The organism is Priestia sp. SIMBA_032 (assembly GCF_046535215.1).
GTDB lineage: Bacteria > Bacillota > Bacilli > Bacillales > Bacillaceae_H > Priestia > Priestia aryabhattai.
In genome coordinates this window covers 1,154,882-1,178,775 of record NZ_JAWRXD010000001.1, presented here as the reverse complement: position 1 = coordinate 1,178,775, position 23,894 = coordinate 1,154,882, and the positions used below count along the sequence as shown (strand labels likewise).

22 protein-coding genes are annotated in these 23,894 nt (G+C 38.9%); 14 read left to right on the top strand and 8 right to left on the bottom strand.

Annotated elements, in window-relative coordinates:
* Positions 1-160 precede the first annotated feature (160 nt).
* The 11 genes from SB717_RS05855 to SB717_RS05805 all read left to right on the top strand — a co-directional run bounded on the left by SB717_RS05855 (position 161) and on the right by SB717_RS05805 (position 15,124).
* Positions 161-1,693 carry a phytoene desaturase family protein gene (locus SB717_RS05855; RefSeq protein ID WP_074679340.1) on the top strand — a complete coding sequence of 511 codons (1,533 nt, stop codon included), beginning with the start codon at positions 161-163 and terminating at the stop codon, positions 1,691-1,693.
* Positions 1,690-3,147: a phytoene desaturase family protein gene (locus SB717_RS05850; RefSeq protein WP_074679338.1), complete on the top strand. Its 1,458-nt coding sequence runs from the start codon at positions 1,690-1,692 to the stop codon at positions 3,145-3,147. The genes SB717_RS05855 and SB717_RS05850 overlap by 4 nt, the downstream gene beginning before the upstream one ends.
* A 59-nt stretch (positions 3,148-3,206) precedes the next feature.
* Entirely contained in the window at positions 3,207-4,055 is an 849-nt protein-coding gene (locus SB717_RS05845; protein ID WP_410903421.1) for a phytoene/squalene synthase family protein, read from the top strand.
* Positions 4,056-4,241: 186 nt separating this feature from the next.
* A complete protein-coding gene (locus SB717_RS05840) occupies positions 4,242-4,583 on the top strand; it encodes a P-II family nitrogen regulator (RefSeq protein WP_028412404.1) in 342 nt (113 codons plus the stop codon).
* A gap of 37 nt (positions 4,584-4,620) precedes the next feature.
* Positions 4,621-6,021, top strand: coding sequence for an ammonium transporter (locus SB717_RS05835; protein ID WP_410903420.1), 1,401 nt, complete (start codon positions 4,621-4,623; stop codon positions 6,019-6,021).
* A gap of 149 nt (positions 6,022-6,170) precedes the next feature.
* On the top strand, positions 6,171-7,685 hold the full coding sequence (locus SB717_RS05830) for an alpha-amylase family glycosyl hydrolase (RefSeq protein ID WP_410903419.1): 1,515 nt from the start codon (positions 6,171-6,173) through the stop codon (positions 7,683-7,685).
* A gap of 57 nt (positions 7,686-7,742) precedes the next feature.
* Entirely contained in the window at positions 7,743-8,777 is a 1,035-nt protein-coding gene (locus SB717_RS05825; protein ID WP_410903418.1) for a LacI family DNA-binding transcriptional regulator, read from the top strand.
* Between the two features lie 345 nt (positions 8,778-9,122).
* A complete protein-coding gene (pruA, locus tag SB717_RS05820) occupies positions 9,123-10,670 on the top strand; it encodes an L-glutamate gamma-semialdehyde dehydrogenase (RefSeq protein WP_264133856.1) in 1,548 nt (515 codons plus the stop codon).
* 23 nt (positions 10,671-10,693) lie between these two features.
* Positions 10,694-11,899, top strand: a complete 1,206-nt coding sequence (locus SB717_RS05815) for an ornithine--oxo-acid transaminase (RefSeq protein ID WP_074679324.1) — start codon at positions 10,694-10,696, stop codon at positions 11,897-11,899.
* A 103-nt stretch (positions 11,900-12,002) separates the two neighbouring features.
* Positions 12,003-13,682: a M20/M25/M40 family metallo-hydrolase gene (locus tag SB717_RS05810; RefSeq protein WP_410903417.1), complete on the top strand. Its 1,680-nt coding sequence runs from the start codon at positions 12,003-12,005 to the stop codon at positions 13,680-13,682.
* 23 nt (positions 13,683-13,705) lie between these two features.
* Positions 13,706-15,124, top strand: a complete 1,419-nt coding sequence (locus tag SB717_RS05805; RefSeq protein ID WP_074679319.1) for an amino acid permease — start codon at positions 13,706-13,708, stop codon at positions 15,122-15,124.
* Positions 15,125-15,151: 27 nt separating this feature from the next.
* On the opposite strand, the gene SB717_RS05800 is transcribed toward SB717_RS05805, so the two are convergent.
* From SB717_RS05800 to SB717_RS05790, 3 genes are all read right to left on the bottom strand, one after another.
* Positions 15,152-16,564 (bottom strand): sigma-54 interaction domain-containing protein, encoded by a 1,413-nt coding sequence (locus SB717_RS05800; RefSeq protein ID WP_074679317.1) that lies wholly within the window; start codon positions 16,562-16,564, stop codon positions 15,152-15,154.
* Positions 16,565-16,668: 104 nt separating this feature from the next.
* A complete protein-coding gene (locus SB717_RS05795; RefSeq protein ID WP_410903416.1) occupies positions 16,669-17,532 on the bottom strand; it encodes an SDR family oxidoreductase in 864 nt (287 codons plus the stop codon).
* A gap of 139 nt (positions 17,533-17,671) precedes the next feature.
* Positions 17,672-18,163: a YajQ family cyclic di-GMP-binding protein gene (locus SB717_RS05790; RefSeq protein ID WP_014461618.1), complete on the bottom strand. Its 492-nt coding sequence runs from the start codon at positions 18,161-18,163 to the stop codon at positions 17,672-17,674.
* Between the two features lie 254 nt (positions 18,164-18,417).
* Here SB717_RS05790 and SB717_RS05785 point away from each other — a divergent pair, with 254 nt between their 5' ends.
* A complete protein-coding gene (locus SB717_RS05785; RefSeq protein ID WP_074679313.1) occupies positions 18,418-19,281 on the top strand; it encodes a CvfB family protein in 864 nt (287 codons plus the stop codon).
* Between the two features lie 34 nt (positions 19,282-19,315).
* On the opposite strand, the gene SB717_RS05780 is transcribed toward SB717_RS05785, so the two are convergent.
* Together SB717_RS05780 and SB717_RS05775 are read right to left on the bottom strand one after the other, a co-directional pair.
* Complete coding sequence (locus SB717_RS05780) at positions 19,316-19,447, bottom strand: DUF3941 domain-containing protein (RefSeq protein ID WP_013055378.1); 132 nt, start codon at positions 19,445-19,447, stop codon at positions 19,316-19,318.
* A 52-nt stretch (positions 19,448-19,499) separates the two neighbouring features.
* Positions 19,500-20,360 (bottom strand): DegV family protein, encoded by an 861-nt coding sequence (locus tag SB717_RS05775; protein WP_410903415.1) that lies wholly within the window; start codon positions 20,358-20,360, stop codon positions 19,500-19,502.
* A 257-nt stretch (positions 20,361-20,617) separates the two neighbouring features.
* On the opposite strand from SB717_RS05775, the gene SB717_RS05770 reads away from it, so the two are divergent.
* The gene (locus SB717_RS05770; protein WP_025749916.1) at positions 20,618-21,457 is read left to right on the top strand and encodes a YitT family protein; all 840 of its coding nucleotides are present in this window, start codon (positions 20,618-20,620) and stop codon (positions 21,455-21,457) included.
* A 37-nt stretch (positions 21,458-21,494) separates the two neighbouring features.
* On the opposite strand, the gene SB717_RS05765 is transcribed toward SB717_RS05770, so the two are convergent.
* The 3 genes from SB717_RS05765 to SB717_RS05755 all read right to left on the bottom strand — a co-directional run bounded on the left by SB717_RS05765 (position 21,495) and on the right by SB717_RS05755 (position 23,344).
* Entirely contained in the window at positions 21,495-22,256 is a 762-nt protein-coding gene (locus SB717_RS05765; RefSeq protein ID WP_098620805.1) for a DUF3813 family protein, read from the bottom strand.
* Positions 22,257-22,259: 3 nt separating this feature from the next.
* The gene (locus SB717_RS05760; protein ID WP_013055382.1) at positions 22,260-22,412 is read right to left on the bottom strand and encodes a hypothetical protein; all 153 of its coding nucleotides are present in this window, start codon (positions 22,410-22,412) and stop codon (positions 22,260-22,262) included.
* 119 nt (positions 22,413-22,531) lie between these two features.
* A complete protein-coding gene (locus tag SB717_RS05755) occupies positions 22,532-23,344 on the bottom strand; it encodes a Cof-type HAD-IIB family hydrolase (protein ID WP_410903414.1) in 813 nt (270 codons plus the stop codon).
* 238 nt (positions 23,345-23,582) lie between these two features.
* Between SB717_RS05755 and SB717_RS05750 the strand changes: the two genes are divergently transcribed.
* Positions 23,583-23,891: a metal-sulfur cluster assembly factor gene (locus tag SB717_RS05750; protein ID WP_013081729.1), complete on the top strand. Its 309-nt coding sequence runs from the start codon at positions 23,583-23,585 to the stop codon at positions 23,889-23,891.
* Positions 23,892-23,894: the final 3 nt, after the last annotated feature.

Here is a 23,894-nt window from a genome sequence, read left to right as displayed (position 1 = left end):
GTACTGAAACCCTGGAAAAATGGTACAAACGTCATATTTTTATGGTTTAGTTATTGGTAATTTTATGATTCGAATAAAGACAAGCAGTTTATCGTTGTGTTTAATAATAAAGCTTTGTATAATGTTTGTATAACTATTGTATATGATTAGGAGTGTATGTATGCAAAAAAACGTAATCGTGATTGGAGCAGGTCCAGGAGGACTAGCGGCAGCAATGCTGTTAGCAAGTCATGGCTATAAAGTAGATGTATATGAAAAGCAAGGATACGTGGGCGGGCGAAATTCAGCGATTAAAATGTCAGGTTATACGTTTGATATGGGTCCTACATTTTTGAGCATGCCACAGATTTTTGAAGAATTATTTCAAGCTGCTAATCGCAATGCGCATGATTATATGGACTTAAAACGTCTAAATCTCATGTATGAGCTTATCTTTGATGATGCGCAGATTCAGATGACGGATAACCATAAAAAGATGAAAGAAGAAATCGAACGTTTATATCCAGGAAACGGAGAAGGCTATGAGCGCTTTATGAAAGACACAGAGGCAAAGATGGCGGCTTTGCTGCCTTTATTGCAGGGCCAGATGAATCGTTTTCATCACTATTTAAAGCCTGAAGCAATTCGAGCACTGCCGCATTTATCCTTAGGTAAAACGCTCTACGATGTACTTGGTAAGTATTTCACTGATGAGAAATTGAAATTAGCTTTTACTTTTCAATCGAAGTACTTGGGAATGTCCCCTTGGGAATGTCCAGGAGCCTTTTCTATTTTATCATTTATGGAACATGCTTACGGTATCTTCCATCCGATAGGAGGAGTAAATCAGCTATCTCAAGCAATGGCAAAAGTAGTAGAAGAACATCAAGGACACATCCACTTAAACCAAGGTGTTCAAAAACTATGGATTGAAAAGAAGAGAGTAAAAGGAATTATTCTAGAAAATGGAGAGCGAATAGGAGCAGACGACGTCATTATCAATGGAGATTTTGCTCATGCGATGACGAATTTAATAGATGAAGGTACGCTTAAAAAATATGCAGTTAAAAAACTTGAAAAGAAAAAATACTCTTGTTCCACTTTTATGATTTATCTAGGCATAGACAAACAGTACAAAGATCTGCCTCATCACACGATTGTGTTCGCTGAAGATTATAAAAAAAATGTAGAAGAGATCACAAAAACGTTAGCTCTTTCAGAAGATCCTTCCATCTACATTCAAAACCCAAGTGTAACAGATCCAACTTTAGCACCAGAAGGAAAGTCTGCTCTTTATATTTTAGCGCCGGTTCCGAATAATTTCAGCGGTGTAAACTGGGATGAAAAACAAAAAGCTTTTCGAGATGCAGTATTAAAAATCGTAGAAAAGAAAACGGGTTTCAAAGATTTAGAGAGTCATATTGAAGTTGAAAAAATCATTTCACCAAAGCAGTGGGAAGAAGACGTGCTGGTCTATAAAGGAGCGACATTTAACCTTGGACATCAGCTCACTCAAATGATGGTACTGCGTCCGCATAATAAATTTGAAGAATTAGAAAATTGCTGGCTAGTTGGAGGAGGAACTCATCCAGGGAGCGGTCTACCAACTATTCTGGAATCATCTCGCATTACGACAAAGCTCATCTTAAAAAGAGACGGACAATTACTGAATGAGCCGTTTAAAACCATGAAGGAAATGGAGAGTGCATTATGAGAACAGCAATTGTTGGAGGCGGCATAGGCGGTTTAATTACCGCTTTGTTATTAAGTAAACGAGGTTTTTCTGTTGATATTTTCGAAAAAGAAAACAAACTGGGCGGCCGGTTGGCGTTTGTAGAAAAAGACGGTTATAAAATTGATGAAGGTCCCACGATTGTCTTGCTGCCTTTAATGCTTGAACGTATTTTAGATGAAGCGGGCATTTCTGCTTCTCAATATGAACTAATACGCTGTGATCCACTTTATGATATTCATTTCCCAGACGGTACGACCTATACAAAAAAAGCAACTGAAAAAGATCAGTTAGAGGAGATTAGCCGTTTGTTTCCAGGCGAAGAACAAAACTACCGGCGTTTTATGACTGAATTAAAAAAGCGATTTGAATTAGGAAGTAAGGCATTTTTGGAAAAAACATTTGTAAATAAACGAGATTTTTGGACATGGCAAAACATTAAGGCATTAAAAGAAATGAATGCAAATAAATCAATGAGAAAATTTGTTTCAACGTATTTCCAGGATGAACGTCTAGTAGATGCCTACTCGCTGCAATCTCTTTATATTGGAGGGAATCCTTATTCGGCACCAGCTATTTATTCTCTTGTTCCTTATAGTGAGCATGCTCATGGCATCTATTACGTAAAAGGGGGATACGCAAGTCTTGTGCCACTTCTTGAAAAGGCGCTGATAGAGCAAGGTGTAAGCATTCATTTGAATAAGGTGGTTCAAGAGCTTTCTATATCAGGAGACAAGACAGAAGGGGTTATTGTTGACGAAAAACTTCATCCATTTGATCAAGTGGTTTTAAATGGCGACTTTCCTAATATGGCGAAAATTGCTCAAAAAAAAGAAAAGAAGTATGTGCCTTCGTCCAGCTGTCTGCTGCTTTATCTCGGTTTGAAGAGAAAATATGATCATCACAACGTGCATCAATACTTTATGGGCAATGATTTGGCTAAACATATGGAAGCAGTGTTTAAGCATAAAACGATTCCTGAAGATCCCGCTATTTATACATTTAATCCCTCTATTATGGATCCATCGCTAGCTCCTGAAGGGAAAAGCGTGCTATACGCACTTGTACCAGTTCCATCAGGTAGCCACATTGATTGGAGCAACCAGCAAGATTTTGTTGATGGAATCATTCGGACTTTGGAAGAAAAAGGATTTGGAGAGCTGCGTAAAGAAATAGAGTGGGTAAAAGTACGCACGCCAAATGATGCTCAAGCATTTGGACTTTACGAAGGCGGAAGCTTTGGTATTGCTCCTGAGCTGTTTCAGTCAGGCGTATTCAGACCCCAGTACCAGCCGTACGAATATAAAAATGTTTTTGCGGTCGGAGCATCCATTCATCCAGGCGGAGGCGTGCCAATTGTTATGCAAGGAGCAAAAATGTTGGCTGATCATCTTATTGAACAATCGTCTATTCAAACGGTTGCAAAGCTTTCTTAAGATCTTGTGAAGCCATAAGGAAATGATGATTTATCCTTTAATAGAGAAAGGGGTCCTATATGATGAACATTTCGTTAGACAAAGCGTACAATCAGTGTGAGGAAATTATTAAAGAAAACTCAAAAACGTTTTACAAAGCTTTTTCCATGCTGCCGTCAACACAAAGAAAAGCAGTATGGGCGGTTTATGCATTTTGCCGTCAAGTTGATGATATTGTAGATGAAGGAAGCAACCCTGAAATAGAGCTGCAGCAATTCGAGGGAGAATTTGTCCGTTTTAAAAATGGAAAATTATTAAACGAAAGCCCCATGTGGGTAGCTCTGCGAAACGTATTTGAACAATATGAGATGAATGTTCAAGCGTTTGATGATATGATTACCGGCCAGCGAATGGATTTAGTAAAAAAAGAATACGATACGCTTGATGAAGTGAAAACATACTCCTATCACGTAGCGAGTACGGTAGGGTTAATGCTTTTACCGATTTTAGCTCCAACTACTCATAAAGAATTAGAAGAAGAAGCAGTTGCATTAGGCATTGCGATGCAGCTGACTAACATTTTAAGAGACGTGGGAGAAGACCTAGAGCGAGGGCGTATTTATTTACCGAAAGACTTTATGAACTCTTACGGATATACGCGCACGCTGTTAGAGAACCGGTGGGTCACTTCTGAATTTATAGAAATGTGGGAGCTCCTGGCCAAAGAAGCGGAAATGTATTATATAAAAGGGCTTCAGTCGATTCATAAATATCCCGTGGCTTCTCGTTTACCTCTTACAGGAGCGGCGCATTTATACCGAGCGATTCTTGATAAAATTCGAAAAGAAAATTATGACGTATTTACAGAAAAGCACTTTGTCACAAGTCAAGTGAAAAAGGAAATTATGACATCTATTTCTACAGGGTAACGCAAAGGGATTACTTTTCCTTTGCGTTACTTTTTTTTTGAAAAGATATGAAAGCGTTAACTATTATGTAAATAAGAAAAAAGTCTTATTTTTATCGTATATTAGCTTGAATATTCAGAAAATTACCTATATGATAATATACATAACATTAAATGTTAATAAAACTGACATGAAAGAGGGATTACGATGAAAAAAGTAGAAGCCATCATTCGTCCAGAAAAATTTCAAGCACTGCGCGTAAAATTAGAGGAAGTAGGAATAAACGGATTAACGGTCTCAGAAGTGGCAGGCTGCGGTCAGCAAAAAGGAGAGCAGGGTCTGTTCAGGGGACAAAGTTTTGAAATCAAATTAGTACCTAAAGTCAAAGTAGAAATGATTTTAGAAGCAGAACAAGTTGATGAAGTCATTAAGATCATTCAATCAATTTGTTCTACGAATCAAATAGGTGATGGAAAGGTTTTTGTATATCCGGTAGAAGACGCTGTACGAATTAGAACAGGAGAAGCAGGTGTAGAGGCTATTTTATAAAAAGAGAGTGTTATTTTAATAGAGGGGGAGTTAAGCGTTGAAAAAGAAAATTAGTGCGGTTTTGTTTATTAGTCTGTTGGCGGCAACACGCGTTAATGCTGCTGATCCAACTGTCGAATCAGTCAGTGCATCAATTGACATGATGTGGGTAATGTTTGGGGCAGTACTTGTGTTTTTAATGCACGCAGGGTTTGCGATGGTTGAAACAGGCTTCACTCGTTCTAAAAATTCGCTTAATATCTTAATGAAAAATATGCTAACGGTAGCTGTATCTTCCGTATTGTATTTTGTGATTGGTTTTGCCCTTATGTTTGGAAATTCAAAAGGAGGATTTATCGGTTCAAGCGGTTTTTTTTTAAATGGAGAAAGCGATCAAATGAGCTTTTTTGTCTTCCAAATTGTTTTCGCAGCAACGTGCGCTACGGTTATTTCAGGAGCGGTAGCGGAACGTATGAAACTATCCAGCTATATGATGCTCACAATTGCTATGGTAGCTGTGATTTATCCAGTTGTAGGTCACTGGGTATGGGGAGGAGGATGGTTGTCCAAACTAGGCTTCGTAGATTTTGCGGGATCGACAGTTGTTCATTTGACTGGAGCTCTTGGTGCGGCTGTAGCAGTTACTTTTCTAGGAGCACGTCTTGGAAAGTATGGAAGCGATGGAAAAGTCAATGCTATTCAAGGGCATAACATTCCACTTGGCGCATTAGGTGTATTTATCCTTTGGTTTGGCTGGTTTGGATTTAATGGAGGAAGTACATTAGCGGCCGATCCTGCTCTTGTCCCAGGAATCATCGCCACTACATTAATGTCTGGGTCATGCGGAGTCCTGTCTTCTGCTTTATACACAAAGTTTCGCTACAAACGTATTGATGCTAGCTTAACATTAAACGGTGCCTTAGCTGGGCTTGTAGGGATTACAGCTGGAACAGCAAACGTATCGATCCCAGGCGCGATCGTCATTGGGCTGATTGCGGGAATTATTCTAGTAGAAGCTGTGCATTTTATCGATAGCAAAATGAAGTTAGATGATCCAGTTGGTGCTACTACTGTTCATGGAGTTTGCGGTATTTGGGGTACATTAGCAGTGGGGCTGTTTGATACAGCTAATGGTTTATTTTATGGCGGCGGCGTACAGCTATTAGGTATTCAAGCTCTTGGAATTATAGCTGTGATGGGCTGGACAATTGGAACGGTTGGGCTCTTCTTGTTTGTCCTCACACGTTTTTCTTCTATTCGAGTATCAAGCGAAGAAGAAATTGCTGGTTTAGATTTTGCTGAACACGGTTCATCCGCATACGAATTTCGTGAAAGTTTTGTAGCGACAGGAGACGGTAATCTCCATCCTGAATTTGGTGTTGGATTGATTGATCGATTAAATAAAGTGAGTAAAGTATCGGATAAACCTCAGATATCGAACGTAAATGAGACGGTATAACAGTATATAGATGGAAAAAAGTGATTAAAAGTAAAAACTTTTAATCACTTTTTTTGTTTTTATCAACTTATTTAACAATAATGTAAGCGTTAACGTTATAATGGAAACAAAAGTGAGTTTGAAACAGTTCGTCTATAGGAGGGGAATAGATGAAATGGAAAAGGACAAGTATGCTACTTATACTATTATTGCTTTTTGGAAGCAGCGCCTCAGCGCAAGATCATAAAGATATACGTGATGAGGTGATATACTCATTGATGATTAACCGTTTTTATAACGGAAGTGAACAGAATGATCGAAATGTGAACTATGAACGCTCAGATGCCTATTATGGAGGCGATTTACAGGGAGTAGCACAAAAGTTAGACTATATTCAAGAGATGGGATTTACCGCTGTTTTATTAACTCCTTTTATGGAAAATGATGAGACAGGCTATCATGGATATGCGGTGACCAACCATTATAAAATAGACGATCATTTTGGAACGTTAAAAGACTTACAAAATCTTGTGAAGAAAGCACATGAGCGCAATATAAAAATTATGGTCGAATTTCCTTTGACAATCAGTAACAATCATACCTGGATAGCAGATAAAGGAAAACAAACATGGATAAGTAATGAATCCGGTACAGATAACGAAGTAATTAAAGCATTGCCTCACCTTAATTTAAAAGAAAGCGCCGTGCAGAAATACCTTATTAAAAATGCTGCTTGGTGGAGCAAACAAGCAGATATTGACGGATATTACGTTAAAGATATCGATCAAGCTCCTTCTGCATTTATTTCATCCTTTTCTCAGACGTTAAAAAGCATGGATTCTTCCTTTCTATTAATAGGAGAAATAAACGGACGTTCATTAAAAAAAAGTGAGCAGGCTGATTCATTAGGAATGGATTTGCTTGTAGATAGAACGCTAGCCGAAGCCACTGCTGCTACGTTTAGCGGTACTAATCATCTGCAGAAAATGTTGTATGACAAGTGGGAAAAAGGAAGTAATTTGCCTTTAGCCAATTTTTTAGATGATGTTCATAGCACACGTTTTACAGCAAAAGCATTAAAGAGTGAAAACCATCCTGGAGCCCGAACAAAGCAAGGGCTTTCCTACCTTTATACTTCGCCGACTGTACCAATCGTTTTTTATGGAACGGAAATTGCGCTGAATGGGGGAAAGGGAGCAGAAAATTATGGCATGATGAATTTTTTAGCTAATCCCGATATTATAGATCATTTAAAAAAACTGGCTGAACTTAGAGCAAAATCGCCTTCTCTTCGAAAAGGAAGCTTTACCCTTGTATCTGAGCAAAAAGGTGTGGCTGTATACAAGAGAATGTATGAGGATGAAACGACGTTTGTTGTGATTAATAATACAAAGGAAACGTCGGCCATTAATGTCCCTCTTGAAAAAGTTGGAAAAGAAAATGAATTAAGAGGGTTAATAACGGAAGGAATTATACGACCAGTTGACGATGTATACAACATTTCATTGGAGCCTGAGACTACAAATGTATATAAAGTAGTGAAAAAGTCAGGTGTTAATATTGGATATATCGCAGCGGTTGCCGCTGTTTATACGGGATTTGGCACCTTTTTGTACAAAGCATCGTCAAAAAGAAGAAAAGAAAAGAAAATTTCTCAATCTCATAAAAAGGACAGCGCGTCGTAGTTGTCAAACTATATTGGATAAGTAGTAATGAAGAAAACATAATTAAGAGGTGGAATTATGGGTGTAACAATAAAAGATGTGGCAAATTTAGCAAATGTAGCCCCTTCGACGGTATCTCGCGTCATTGCAGACAGCTCAAGAATTAGTGAAAAAACAAAACAGCGCGTGCGATCGGCTATGAAAGAACTTGGTTATCACCCAAATATTATTGCGCGAAGTCTAGCAAATCAAACGACAGAGGCAGTCGGCCTAGTGATGCCGAGCTCAGCAGACAAGGTGTTTCAAAATCCATTCTTTCCAGAAGTGCTAAGAGGAATCAGCACCGGAGCTCACGAAAACAAAAGAGCGATTTATATGTCCACTGGAGAAACGGAAGAAGAGATTTTTGCAGAAGTTGTTCAAATGGTACAGGGAAGACGAGTGGATGGATTAATTTTGCTGTACTCCAAAGTTGATGATCAAGTACTTTCTTATTTGCAAGAACAGAGCGTGCCGTTTGTAGTTATTGGAAAGCCGTTTAAGCATAGTGAAAGCATCACGTTTGTTGATAATGATAATTTTAAAGCTGGAAAAGAAGCGACGGAATATTTAATTGCATCTGGTCATGAGCGTATTGCGTTTATTGGTGGAAGTCTTGAATTAGTCGTTACCATTGACCGTTTAACAGGCTATGATAAAGCGATTCAAAAAGCAAACATTCCTTACCGGGACGAGTATGTGATTCATGAAGAATTTCTACAGAAGGGAGGAAAAGAAGCTGTTTGCGAACTTTTATCTCTAAAAGAACGTCCAACGGCTCTAGTAGTAGCAGATGACCTAATGGCATTAGGCGTTTTAAATACATTGGATGAAATGGGGATTTCGGTTCCTGAAGACATCTCTATTGTCAGTTTTAATAATGTCTTAATCGCTGAAATGGCTAGACCAGCTCTTACATCAATTGATATTAATATTTTTGAACTTGGTTATCAGGCCGTAATCTGCTTGATTAAGCAGATTGAAACGCCATATGCTGTTGCAGAACAAGTGCGCGTTCCTCACAAAATGATTAAAAGACAGTCCTGTAAAACCATTCAAATGAAGAAGAGATAACTTTATAAACAAATAGAAAAGAGGCTGGAACAAAAGTATTGTAGTTGAAAGAAAATCCGAACGAGTTTGATTCTTGATGGAGAATCCAACTCGTTCGGATTTTTTCGTTTTTAGATTGGACTGATTTAGGTATGTCTCAATATATTTTTGTGCCAAATATATTGGCATTTAAAGTGCAAAAAAAATATACACACGCCAATTATTTTTTCATTTATTAAAAAGAAAGAATAATATAAGTGGTGAAAACCTTGATGACAAATAGACTGTAAAGTTTTATTAAAAGTTGGCACGCTATTTGCATAACTATAAAGTAAACAAAGATTTGCATACTAGGAGGTATATATCATGGTAGTTTCTTATTCTCATGAACCATTTACAAATTTTAAGGACGAAAACAATAAAAAGGCATTTCAAGAAGCATTAACATATGTAAATACACAGCTTGGCAAAACGTACCCGCTTGTGATCGACGGTGAAAAAGTGGAGACTGAAGAGAAAATTACGTCTGTTAACCCAGCGAATATAAAAGAAGTGATTGGATATGTCTCTACAGTAAATAAAGATCTAGCAGAGCAAGCGATGCAGTCAGCTCTAAAAGCTTTTGAAACGTGGAAAAAATGGAAAGTAGAACATCGCGCAGATATTCTTTTCCGCGCAGCGGCCATGATCCGTCGAAGAAAACATGAATTTTCTAGTTATCTTGTAAAAGAAGCAGGAAAGCCTTGGAATGAAGCAGATGCTGATACAGCAGAAGCCATTGATTTTTTAGAGTACTACGCACGTCAAGTCTTGACATTAAAAGATGGTTCCCCAGTACAGAGCCGAGACGGTGAGTATAATCAGTACAATTATATTCCGCTTGGCGTAGGTATTATTATTTCACCATTTAACTTCCCGTTAGCTATTATGGCTGGAACAGCGGTAGCAGCTATCGTAACAGGAAACACGATTTTATTAAAACCAGCTGATGCCACTCCTGTAGTAGCAGCGAAATTTGTAGAAGTAATGGAAGAAGCGGGATTACCGAAAGGCGTATTAAACTTTATTCCTGGTGCTACACCTGAAATCGGTGACTACTTAGTTGAACATCCAAAAACACGCTTTGTTTCATTTACCGGTTCGCGCGCAGTAGGTTGCCGCATTTACGAAAGGGCAGCAAAAGTACAGCCGGGACAAAAATGGCTAAAACGAGTTATTGCTGAAATGGGTGGAAAAGACACGGTGGTTGTAGACAAAGATGCAGATCTCGATTTAGCGGCTTCTTCAATCGTATACTCTGCATTTGGTTTTGCAGGGCAAAAGTGCTCCGCAGGTTCTCGTGCCGTTGTGCATCAAGATGTGTATGAGGAAGTGCTTGAAAAAGCAGTTGCGCTAACAAAAACATTAACCGTTGGCAACCCGGAAGAAGTTTCGACTTATATGGGACCTGTTATTCACGAGGCTTCGTACAATAAAGTATTATCGTATATTGAAATTGGAAAAGAAGAAGGGCGTCTCGTTGCGGGAGGAGAAGCAGACAATTCAACTGGATACTTCATTCAGCCAACTATTTTTGCGGATGTAGATGAAAAAGCTCGTCTCATGCAAGAAGAAATTTTTGGTCCGGTAGTAGCATTCTCTAAAGCGCGAGATTTTGATCATATGATGGAGATTGCAAACAATACAGAATATGCATTAACAGGCGCTTTATTATCAAATAACCGCGAGCATATTGAACGCGCCCGTGAAGAGTTCCATGTTGGAAATCTGTATTTTAACAGAGGATGTACAGGAGCGATTGTAGGGTACCAGCCTTTTGGCGGATTTAATATGTCAGGAACGGATTCAAAAGCAGGGGGACCGGATTATCTTGTTCTTCACATGCAAGCAAAAACAACATCTGAAACATTCTAATTGGAAAATAAGGAGGAATAAATATGACAACTGAAACACAAAAAACGGTGAAAATCATTGAGCAAACAGAAAAATTTGGAGCACACAACTATCATCCGCTGCCGATAGTAATTGAAAAAGCAGAAGGCGTATGGGTACACGATCCAGAAAATAATAAATATATGGATATGCTAAGTGCTTATTCCGCTGTTAACCAAGGGCACCGTCATCCGAAAATTATTGAAGCATTAAAACGCCAAGCTGATAAAGTAACGTTAACGTCACGAGCGTTTCATAATGATCAGCTTGGCCCATGGTATGAAAAGATTTGTAAATTGACAAATAAAAATATGGCTCTTCCAATGAATACGGGAGCAGAAGCGGTAGAAACAGCCATTAAAGCTGCACGCCGCTGGGCTTACGATGTGAAAGGTGTTGCTGAAAATCAAGCACAAATCATCGCATGTGTGGGCAACTTCCACGGTCGCACAATGACAGCTGTTTCATTATCATCTGAAGCAGAATATCAACGTGGTTTTGGACCGATGCTTCCAGGGCTTCAAACGATTCCTTACGGTGATTTAGAAGCGTTAAAAGCCGCTATTACACCAAATACGGCCGCATTTTTAATGGAGCCAATTCAAGGCGAAGCAGGTATTGTTTTACCTCCAGAAGGCTTCCTAAAAGCTGCAGCTGACTTATGTAAAGAACATAATGTGCTATTTATTGCTGACGAAATTCAAGTTGGCTTAGCGCGTACAGGTAAAATGTTTGCTTGTGATTGGGAAGGCGTAGAACCAGATATGCTGATTTTAGGTAAAGCGCTTGGAGGAGGAGTTTTCCCTATTTCTTGCGTAGTCGCTAACGAAGACATTTTAAGTGTCTTTAACCCTGGTTCTCATGGTTCAACGTTTGGAGGAAACCCGCTTGCTTGTGCCGTATCATTAGCTGCTTTGGAAGTAATTGAAGACGAGGAACTTCCAGCGCGTTCATTAGAACTAGGTTCTTATTTCAAACAGAAGCTCCAAAGCTTAAGCAATCCAGTTGTTAAAGAAGTGCGCGGCCGCGGTCTATTCATAGGGGTAGAATTACACGAAGAGGCTCGTCCTTATTGTGAAAAATTAAAAGACCAAGGTTTGCTTTGTAAAGAAACGCACAGTACGGTTATTCGTTTTGCTCCGCCGTTAACGATTTCAAAAGAAGAGTTGGACTGGGCAATTGAACGAATTGAAAAAGTATTTGCTGAGTAATCGGTTTAAAGTAAATAAAAATAGTACGATATGTATATATCGTACTATTTTTATTCATATGCAGCTAAATGACGTTTTTATTTGATAGGCAGGAGGAATAGAAGTGTATACCCAACTCTCACGGCTAAGCATTGAAGAGCAAGTTGAATGTTTAACAAAAGCGTTAGTGAAAATCAAAAGTATCAATGGGACAAGCGGCGAAGTAAAGATTGCTGATTTTATTAAAAACACGCTTCAAAGTTTCCCTTATTTCAAAGAAAATCCGCTTCACATCTGGGAACAGAAAATTAATGGCGATACGCTAGGCAGAAAAAATGTATTTGCTTTTATTCAAGGCAGCCAAAAAAATGCTCAAACAATTATTTATCACGCTCACTTAGATACGGTTGGCATTGAAGATTTTGGTTCATTAAAAGACATAGCGTTAGATCCAGAAGCACTTCAGCGCTATTTCTCTATGCATAATATTAATGAAGATGTACAGCGAGATGCTCGCTCGGGTGAATGGATGTTTGGAAGAGGAGCCGTTGATATGCAAAGTGGAATTGCTGTACATTTAGCTAATGTGCTGCATTTTACTAAGCATCAAAATCAATTAGAAGGAAACGTGCTTTTTATGGTCAATCCAGATGAGGAAAGTCAGCATGCTGGAATTATTTCTGCTGTTTCTGAGCTGAACCGTTTGAAAAAAGAAAAAAATCTTTCGTATACAGCAGCGATTAATACCGATTTTATTACACCTCTTTACGATGGAGATTCCACGCGCTATATTTATACAGGAGCCGCTGGGAAACTGCTTCCATGTTTTTATATTTACGGAAGGGAAGTGCATGTAGGAGATACGCTTGCTGGCATAGATCCTAATTTGATTGCATCTGAGATTACGAGAAGCATCCATAACAATATTAACCTAGCTGAAAATATTGAAGGAGAGCTGGTACTGCCGCCTTCCTGCCTGTATCAGCGAGATAATAAAGAGGCTTATAATGTGCAAACCGCTGTAAGCAGTCATTTGTATTTTAACTATTTCATCTACGAAAGAACGGCAAAAGAAGTGATGAGTCAATTAATTGGAACATCAATCGAAGCATGTGAAAAAGTGGAGAAAAAACTTTCTGATTATTATGAACTTTTTGTTCGGAGAACGAACTTACCGAAGCGAAACTTGTCTTGGAAAGTGGATGTCGTGAGTCTAGAAGATTATCTGGAAGAATTGGATCAAAAAGGGATAGATGCTCAGGCTTGTATTGAACAAGCTTTCGAACAGTATGCGCATTTAGAACTTAGAACAAGGTGCTTTAAAGTAATTGAAGAACTTCAAAAGTTAGATCCTCATCAAAGTCCGCGCGTAATTGTCTTTTTTGCACCGCCTTACCTGCCTCATAATCACTTGAAGAAAGACGAAAGCAGAGATCAGCAGCTTCTTTATCCTTTACAAGCGGCTGTGGAGAAGGTTGGAAAACAGACGGGAGAGACGTTTCAGTTTAAAAAATTTTTCCCTTATCTAGCGGATGGCAGCTTTTTATCTCTTCATGAGACAGATGAGGAAATTGATGCTTTTACACGTAACTTTCCGGGGTGGGAGATTGCAGGGTCGATTCCTTTCCGTGAAATTCGAGAGTTAAACATTCCGTCCATCAATATAGGAGTATATGGGAAAGACGGACATAAGTGGACAGAGCGAGTATACAAGCCTTATTCGTTCGGCGTCCTTCCTAAGTTGATTCAAGAAACAACTGTTCATATATTAAAAAGTGGTCATCCTTGTACAAACACCCTATAAGAAAATGAAGAATGGAGGTACCGATGAACAGACATACAGAACAAAACCAATTACAGAGAACAATGAAAAGCAGACATTTATTTATGATTGCGTTAGGAGGCGTGATTGGGACAGGATTATTTTTAGGTTCGGGTTTTACTATTAGCCAGGCGGGGCCGGGAGGAGCCATTCTTGCTTATATAATAGGCGGCTTCCTCATGTACTTAGTTATGCTTTGTTTAGGAGAGCTAGCGGTAGCAATGCCGGTTTCAGGTTCCTTTCAAGAATACGCTACAAGGTTTTTAGGACCTTCTACAGGCTTTATGATTGGATGGCTGTACTGGTTCAGCTGGGCAAATACGACAGGGCTTGAATTTACGTCAGCAGGAATTTTAATGCAGAGGTGGTTTCCTGATGTACCTGTATGGTCATGGTGCTTGATTTTTGGCGTCATTACGTTTTTAGTTAACGCTCTTTCTGCTCGAAGCTATGCTGAAACTGAGTTTTGGTTTTCGAGTATTAAAGTTACGGCTATTATTCTATTTATTTTAATTGGAGGAGCTGCTGTTTTTGGTTTTATTGACTTTAAAGGAGGAGAATCCGCACCGTTTCTTTCACATTTCACCCAAGGCGCAGGTCTTTTTCCAAATGGGATACTGGCAGTTCTATTAACTTTAGTAACGGTTAACTTTTCGTTTCAAGGAACGGAGCTTGTCGGCATTGCAGCAGGAGAAAGTGAAAGCCCGGAGAAAACGTTGCCGAGATCTATTCGAAACGTCATTTGGAGAACGCTGTTTTTCTTTGTGTTAGCTATGTTTGTTTTAGTTTCTATTCTTCCATACAAAACAGCGGGAGTTATTGAAAGTCCGTTTGTTGCCGTATTAGATCAAATTGGCATTCCCTATGCAGCGGATATCATGAACTTTGTCATTTTAACAGCCGTTCTATCCGTGGCGAACTCCGGAGTTTATGCTGCTTCTCGTATGCTTTGGTCACTGTCAAACAGCAATATGGGGCCAAAACCTTTAAAGAAATTATCTTCAAAAGGTGTTCCAATTAACGCGTTAATTGTGACGATGATTATTTCAGGATGCTCGTTGATTACAAGCGTCGTGGCTGCTGAAACCGTATATCTTTGGTTTATTTCGATTTCAGGAATGGTGACCATTATTGTTTGGATGTCCATTTGTGCCTCTCAATTTATGTTCCGCCGTCGTTTTTTAGCGGAAGGAGGAGACATAAAGGAATTAAAATTTAAAACGCCGCTTTATCCGTTCGTTCCTATTCTAGGTTTCTGTTTGTATGGACTTGTATTAATCAGCTTAATTTTTATTCCGGATCAACGAATTGGTCTTTACTGCGGTGTCCCTTTAATTATTGTACTCTACGTGTATTATCACGTAGGAATCAAGAAAAATATTAATCAAAAACAATCGGATTCACCGGTTTATAAAGCAAAATAAAAAAGAAGTGCACAGTGCACTTCTTTTTTATTTGGAGCGGATGTTTAATCGTTTCATACGATATTGCAAGCTTTGTCTGGTCAGCCCTAGTATCTTAGCACTTTTTGAGATGTTGTGGTTGTATTGTTCAAGCGTTTGTTTAATACATTCTGCTTCGAACGCTAACAGCTGTTCCTTTAAAGGAAGAGAAGGGTGAAAAGCGCTTGGATAAGAAGGTGCTTCACTACTTGTTTTATCTTCAGAATGTTCATGCTGCTTTAGCTGGAACTTCGTTCTGTATTGAAAAGGAAGGTGAGAATAGTGAATAACGTCTTCATCCATCACCAAGTTCATGGCGCCTTCAATAATGTGTTCTAATTCCCGTACGTTCCCTGGCCAGTCATAAGAGAGAAAAGAAGACATGACTTGGTGATCTACGGTTTTTACATTCATCTGAAACAAATCATTGTATTTTTTGATGAAAAACTTTGTTAATTCAATAATATCTTCTTTTCGTTCACGAAGAGGAGGAATAAAAAGCGTCACGACGCCAAGTCGATAATATAAGTCTTTGCGTAATCGATTTTCTGCAATCGCATCGATTGGGTCTTCATTCATGTTCGCGATGACTCGAACGTTCACCGGTTTGTCTACTGTATCCCCAATTCTTCGTACGGTTTTTTCTTGCAGTACTCGAAGAAGCTTAGCCTGCAGATTTGGGTTTAACGAGTTGATTTCATCTAGCAGTAAGGTGCCTCCTTGCGCTTGTTCGAAAAGACCAGGGTTATCCATTGCACCTGTAAAAGCTCCGCGTTTCGTACCGAACAAAAGGCTTTCAATTAAATTATCCGGTAGCGCAGCACAGTTTTGTGAAATAAAAGGAGCAGAAGAGCGGCTGCTGCCATTATGTATGCTTTGGGCAAACAGTTCTTTCCCCGTGCCCGTTTCTCCAATAATTAAGACATAAGAAGGAGTTCTAGTGGCGCGCTTAGCGTCTTCAATAACATCGTGAACGGCTTGACTGTTTCCGATGATGCTATCAAACGTAAAGCGTGTGTTTCCTTTTTGCCTAATGTTTTGCCGGATTAGACGCTCTAGTTTCGTAACGTCTTGAGCAATTTCAACCGCTCCTTGAATGGCCCCGTTTTTTAAAATAGGGAAGGTATTATTAATCGTCGTGATTTCTTGTCCTTGATTGTTGAAATACGTTTGCTTGACGTTAACCGTTTCTTTTCCTTTTTGCAGCGCCTGTACAAGCGTGCTTTGCTGATTTTCTTTGAACATAAACACATCTAACAAGTTTTTATGTAAAACGTCTTGTTCATCCATCAGCTCCATCTTTGTCATCTTTTCATTGTAAATAATGGTTTTTCCTGTTTCATCGACCGCATGGATACCGGCATCGACTTTATTTAAAATGGTTTCATATATATGTTTAAGAGTGCTTAATGTATCGGTCATTCAAATACTCTCCTTTAACGGTGTTCATATCTCTATTTAAACAAAAATAGCTGAATTCTGATAGTGTTTCCACATAAAAATAAATGAATGACCGAAGAAAAATGTTATCCGTTTACAATGGATCCCCCATTAATGTGCAGAACTTGCCCGGACATATAAGAAGAATCAGAACTTGCCAAATATACATAGGCCGCTCCGAGCTCAGAAGGCTGTCCAGCCCGTTTCATAGGTGTGTTAGAGCCAAATGTTGCAACTTGCTGTTCGTCGAACGTAGACGGAATAAGGGGTGTCCAAATGGGTCCCGGAGCTACGCCGTTTACACGAATACCTTTTGTTGCGAGCGAAGCTGATAAAGAACGTGTAAAAGCAACGATAGCACCCTTGGTTGAAGAGTAATCAATGAGCTGGTCATGTCCATGGTAAGCTGTCACAGACGTTGTATTAATAATAGCGCTTCCTTGTTTTAAATGATGCAATGCAGCTTTGGTCAAATGAAAAATTGAAAAAATATTTGTTTGAAACGTACGGGTAAGCTGTTCAGTCGTGATATCCGTAATACTTTTTTGAGGATGCTGTTCAGCTGCATTATTGACTACAATGTCTATTTTTCCGAAAGTCTGAATGGCTTTTGAGACGACTTCTTGACAAAAATGCTCATCTCCTATGTCACCAGCAAGCAGCAAACAAGAAGTTCCCATTCGTTCAACTTGTTTTTTAGTTTCATTTGCATCATCATGTTCATTCAGATAGGTTATGACAACATTTGCGCCTTCTTTCGCGTAATGATAAGCAACAGAACGTCCAATGCCGCTGTCTCCTCCTGTGATAACGGCTACTTTGTCCTGTAATTTTCCGCTTGCCTTATAGTCTGGAGCGATAGAGGTAGGGACTGGATGCATATCTTTCTCAATACCTGGCTGATTTTGCTGATGCTGAGGCGGGAAGTTTTGTTTTTGATTTTGATTCATTGGTATACACTCCTTAATTAATATGAGTATGTAAGCGTATACTAGTATTTGTTAAGAATGTGTATCTATGCATAGGGATAAGTGTGAACGAATAGAAAGAGGCGTTAAAAGAAAAAATGAATGCCGGGGCATTCATTTTTTAGCGGTAGTTAATAAATTGTACGTCAATAGGTAAATCAGCGCTGCGAATGGCCGAAATAATTTGCTGCAGGTCATCACGATTTTTACCGCTTACGCGAAGCTGATCATCTTGAATTTGGCTTTTTACTTTTAAACCGGTATTTTTAATAATTGTATTTAGCTTTTTAGCGTTGTCTTTGTCGATACCTTGAATTAACTTAGCGCGCTGTCTAACCGTTCCTCCAGAAGCATTTTCAATTTTACCGTAGGAGATATTGCGTGTAGGTACGCCGCGTTTGATGAGCTTAGAAATCAGTACGTCTTTTAACTGTTCAAGCTTAAATTCATCATCAGAAATAAGAACAAGCTCTTCATTTTCGAGCGAGATTTCGCTTTTACTGCCTTTAAAATCATAGCGGGTTTTAATTTCCTTTGTTGCCATGGTAATGCCATTCGTTACTTCTGATAAATCAACTTGTGACACAACGTCAAATGAACTATCTTTAGCCATAATAACCTCCATATGTAAAGAGTTTGTTCTTTTATTATAAATAAAACACAAACTGTATACAACTAATATTGAATAGAGGGCCGGTAATTGATACAATACAAGTTATGCTTTTTGTTGTAAGCTATAGAAGCAGCTTTTTTTAAAATGCATGCATTTCAGTTGATTTGAAATTTGAAATGTTGTTTGATGCAAAGTGAGAAGGTATGTGGTGAAGGAACAATCACTACTAATTTATATAAAGGATGGATAGAACGATGAATGTAGAAGCTGGGATGAAAGCATATTTAACAGTAAACCGGGAAACGCCGATTGGTTATATGTTAGCAGAAGGTGAAGAAGAAATTTTGCTACATAAAAATGAAACAACAAGAGAACTTGCTGAAGGAGAAGAAGTAGAAGTTTTTTTATATCTTGATCAGCATGATCGCTTAACGGCAACGATGCACTTGCCCCTTGTTGAAGAAGGTGTCTATGAGTGGGTTGAGGTCGTAGATGTTAATCCAGGTTTAGGCGTGTTTGTAAATATCGGCATGAACAAAGATATGTTAATTGGTTCAACAGACTTACCTGCGCTAGAAGAGCTATGGCCAGAAGTTGGAAACAAGGTTTACTGTACGATGAAGATTTCAAAGCGCGGTAAGATGTACGGAAAAATTGCTACAGACGATGTGATGAAAGCAATGGCATTAGATGCTCCGGCTGAACTTTTTAATCGTGAAGTGAGCGGATACATCTATCGCGTACTGCGCGTAGGTTCATTTATTATGACAGATGAAGGATATGTTGGATTTATTCATGAAAGCGAGAGACGCAAAGAACCAAAGCTTGGTACGTATGTAACAGGCCGCGTAATTAATGTAAAAGAAGACGGAACGCTAAACGTATCGCTTCTTCCGCGCAAGCAAGAAAGCATGGATGAAGATGCACAAGTACTATACGATTACATGGAAAGCCGCGGTGGCGTTATGCCATTTTGGGATAAAAGCTACCCAGAAGATATTCGTGAGCGCTTTAATATGAGTAAAGCTGCGTTCAAACGTGCGCTTGGTAAACTGATGAAAGAAGGAAAAGTTTATCAAGAAGAAGGATGGACATATTTTAAAAAAGAAGAAAACTAAAAGGAGAAGCCGCTGAAAATTCAGCGGCTTCTTTTTATAAGTGATCAGTTTTTTTAGAAAATGAATGTTTTCCAAGCTCACGGTTGTGCTTAGCTTGCAGATTCTTTTCGTGAAGCTTTGCGTTATTATCTTTTGCTTTTTTATCGTTATCGCTCGTTTTTGGCATTGTGATACACCCCTTTTTGATCGTACCCTTAGAATGCCCTGACCTCTTTAAATTATTCGATGGTTTCGTTCAAAAAGAAGACTGCAATCGTCCCTGGGCCAGAATGAGAACCTATGGCTGCACCAATGATATTAATAATAAAATGTTTGGTTCCAAAACGTTCTTGAATCATCTCTTTCAGCTGAAGAGCTGTTTCTAAATCATCTCCATGGCTAATTCCAATGGTTTGAGAAGAGAGGTTTTTTCCTCGCTCTTCCATCACGTCAAGCATGCGCTTGAATACTTTTTTACGACCGCGGATTTTTTCTATTGGAATCAATTTTCCATTTTCCACATGAAGCAGCGGCTTAATATTAAGCAGACCTCCTACAAAAGCAGAAGCTTTGCTCACGCGGCCTCCTTGAGCAAGAAAATCTAAGTCATCGACCGTAAAAATATGCTCCATATGCAGCGCGTATTGTTTTATTTTTTCTGTCATTTCTACTAGCGAGAGGTTTTGGTGTAATAATTGTGCTGCATAATAAGTAACTACTCCCTGGCCAAGAGATGCACATTTCGTATCGATTATTTCTAATTGGAAATCGGGATACTTTTCTAGGAGTTCTTCTCGAATCATCATTGCTGTTTGATATGTACCGGACAATTCCGAAGAAAAAGCTAAATAAATGCACGAATCACCTGATTTAGCTATGTTCTCAAAGGCTTCATACATAGTAGTTGGAGCCGCTTGAGACGTTTTTGGCATCTTGCCTTTACGGATGGCTTCGTAGACAGAAGCTGGTTCAATCGTTTGTAAATCTAAAAATTCTTGATTATCCAAGCTTACACGAAGCGGTAAAAAGCCAACGTTATTTTCTTGAAAAAAGGATAAAGGCAAATCGCTTGCACTATCGGTTAAAAGTTTAATTGACATAAATGTCACCTTCCTAATTGCATTTATAAAATATGAAATGAGTTTGATGTATAAACATTGAGAAGCGTTATATACGACATAGTATTAGTGTATAAGCACTTTGAGGAAAATACAATTTTTGAATAAGTTTTTTTAATTCTGCCAAATCGTACATACTATATGTACTAACTATTTTAAAGATGCTGACTTTATTCATTTTATAAATGGGTATAAGAGAGTAAGAAGTTTTAAAAAAAGCGGAGGTCGGTCATTTGAATATGTGGCTTGAAACAAAAAAAGCGATAGTCGTCTTAGTAGGAGCATTATTGAATGCACTTGCGCTCAACTTGTTTTTAATACCTGCTAATGTATATTCGAGCGGCTTTACGGGAGTAGCACAGCTTGTTTCGAGTATCGTGACAGATTACACTCCTTTTACTATTTCCACTGGAGTGCTGCTGTTGTTGTTAAATATTCCTGTAACTATTTTAGGGTGGAAAAAAGTGGGGAAGTCATTTACTGTTTACAGTTTTATCAGCGTTGCTGCAACAACTTTGTTTCTTGGAATTATTCCTATTCAAGCACTTTCTAAAGACATCATTCTTAACGCAGTTTTTGGAGGGGTTATTTTAGCGGTAGGGGTAGGAATTACATTGAAATTTGGAGCTTCAACTGGTGGGCTCGATATTATTGCCCTGATTTTGTCTCGAGTAAAAGACCGACCAATTGGCACTTATATGTTCATATTAAATGCAATTATTATCGTGCTAGCAGGTCTTTTATATGGTGCGGAGAAGTCACTCTATACGCTTGTGACGCTTTATACGACCACTCGCGTCATTGATGTTATTCATACGCGTCATGTCAAACTCACAGCGATGATTGTAACAAAAAAAGGAGTGGAGCTAAGAAAGGCGATTCACGCCAAACTCGTGCGAGGGATTACGGCGGTGCCGGCTAAAGGCGGCTTCACAAACGAAGATAAAGAAATGCTAATGATTGTTTTGACTAGATATGAATTATTTGATTTGGAACGAGTGATTAAAGAGGTAGATCCTAAGGCATTTACCAATATCGTTCAGACAACGGGAATCTTTGGTTTGTTTCGCAAGGATTAAAAAAAGGTCCAGGTATTCATTACCTGGACCTTTTGTGTTAATGTGTGCCTTTTAAGTCATTAGAAAGCTCTTGAAGCTGAGCTTGTTCTTCAGGAGAAGCATTTTGCTGCGCATGAGACAGCATGTCAGCTGCAATGTTTTCATCAGAACCTGCAGACGTATGAGCCTGAGAGGGCTGATGATTTTGACCAGCAGCTCCCAATGTATTCTGAAGCTGCTGAAGCTGAGCTTGTTCTTCAGGAGAAGCACTTTGCTGTGCATGAGACAGCATATCAGCTGCCACGTTTTCACTAGACGTGTGAGCTTCATCGTGAGCGTGAGAATGACCGCCTTCTAAAGTGCTTTGAAGCTGTTCTAGCTGGCTCTTTTCTTCAGGAGAAGCATTTTGCTGTGCATGAGACAATATATCAGCTGCAACGCTCTCACTGGACGTATGAGCTTCACCGCGAGCGTGAGAATGACCGCCTTTTAAAGTGTTTTGAAGCTGTTCTAGCTGAGCCTTCTCTTCTGGAGAAGCATTCTGAACAATATGAGAGAGCGTATCCGACGTAATATCTGCGCTTTTCTCTTGTGAATGTGATTCTCCATCTGTATCATACGCTTGATGTAATGAATTTTGGAATTGCTTCAGCTGTTCTTGCTCCTGTGGAGAGGCGTTAGAAGCAATACTATTTAATACGCCTTCTGAAATATCAAGCTCACCGTTGCCGTGTTTCTGACGGTGAAGCTGATCGTCTGAGTGACCCGATACTGCATTTCGAATCGCATCTTTTACTTGACCAAAAAGTGAATTTTTCATAAGTTACTGTCCTCCATGAGGAGTTTGGCGCTGCTGAGCTTGAAATGCTTCTGCCTCCGCCATAGTCATATGATAAGGAATTCGTTCATCATGTTTTTGAACTGCGTCTGCACCTTGTTTCACAAAACGTTTTGATCGATTGCCTCTGCCCATCATAAATTCCTCCCCGTAATATAAATAAAACCGACACTTTTAAGAAGTGTCGGTTATAGTGTGTGCTAAATAAAAAAAATGATAGCGATAAAAATTTACCTTGCTTTTCAAAAAAAGCTAAGTTATAAATTTAACGCTTTTTCCAAATAATAAGCAATACCATCATTTTCATTCGATTTTGTTACTTCACGCGCTAGGTGCTTTAATTCGCTAATACCATTTTCCATGGCGATTCCATGTCCTGCAAATTTAATCATTTCAAAATCATTATCTTCATCTCCGAACGCAATAATTCGTTCGCGTGGAATTTGATAATGATTAGCTACGCGCTCAAGACCTACCGCTTTATTAAGGCCTTTTTTGACAATTTCAACGACATGCCAAGGTGCTCCCCAGCGTCTGTGCTCTAGTACTTCTGCATGAACATCTGAAAGGTGAGAGCGTATATCTTGTACATGTTCTTCATCTGCATGAATCAAAATAGACGTTGGATCGTGCTGCAGCGTATGACGCAAATCACCTGTTTGTAATTTGGGATCTCCTAGGCTGAGTACATTCATTAATTTTCGATCCTCAAAATGAAGATACACATCATCTTGTACTTCCGCCATGATGTTGTTGATGCGGTAGTCTTGCATGGCTGTCACAATGTCATGGACAGTGCGGCGGTTTAAAGGTTCGTGATGAGTGCCGAAATCAGGCTGAAGGGGATGGTGAACAAGCGCTCCGTTAAAGTTTACGATAGGCGTGGATAAATTTAACTCGCTGTAATACATAGCACTGGAACGATAAGGTCTCCCAGTCGCAATCATTACAACATGGCCTTCTTGTTTGGCTTTTTCTAATACTCGTTTTGTTTTAGGTGAAATGGTTTTTTCATTCGTTAACAATGTTCCATCCAGATCTAAGGCGATTAAGTGCTGATCGTTTCTCATATAGGGCTCCTTTTAAATTGAAGTAGTTATACGATTATATTGAATTCTACTAATATTCATGCTTGTATTCCCATATTTTACACAACTTTTCCTCGTGAGAAAAGCAGAACGATTGACATGTCAAAATGGTCTTGTTACGGTGTAAGTCATAGTTATTATTGATTGCTTATGATAAATTGTTTCAGGGTATATTTAATACGTGAAGATAATTACGGAAGTAAAAGAAAGGAGAATGAATGTGGAGAAACAGTTAGAAGATAAAATCATGGAATCACTAGAAGAAGTGATTGATCCAGAGCTTGGTGTTGATATCGTAAATTTAGGCTTAGTGTATGGTGTAGAAATGGAAGAGAACAACACAGTCATCGTGACGATGACGTTAACTTCCATCGGCTGCCCGCTAGCTGGTGTGATTGGAGAACAAGTGAAAAAACAATTAATTTCGCTTGAAGAAGTAGAAAATGTAGAAGTGAATATCACATTTAATCCGCCATGGGATAAAGATCGCATGACGCGCTACGCTAAAATTGCATTAGGTGTTCAATAAAAA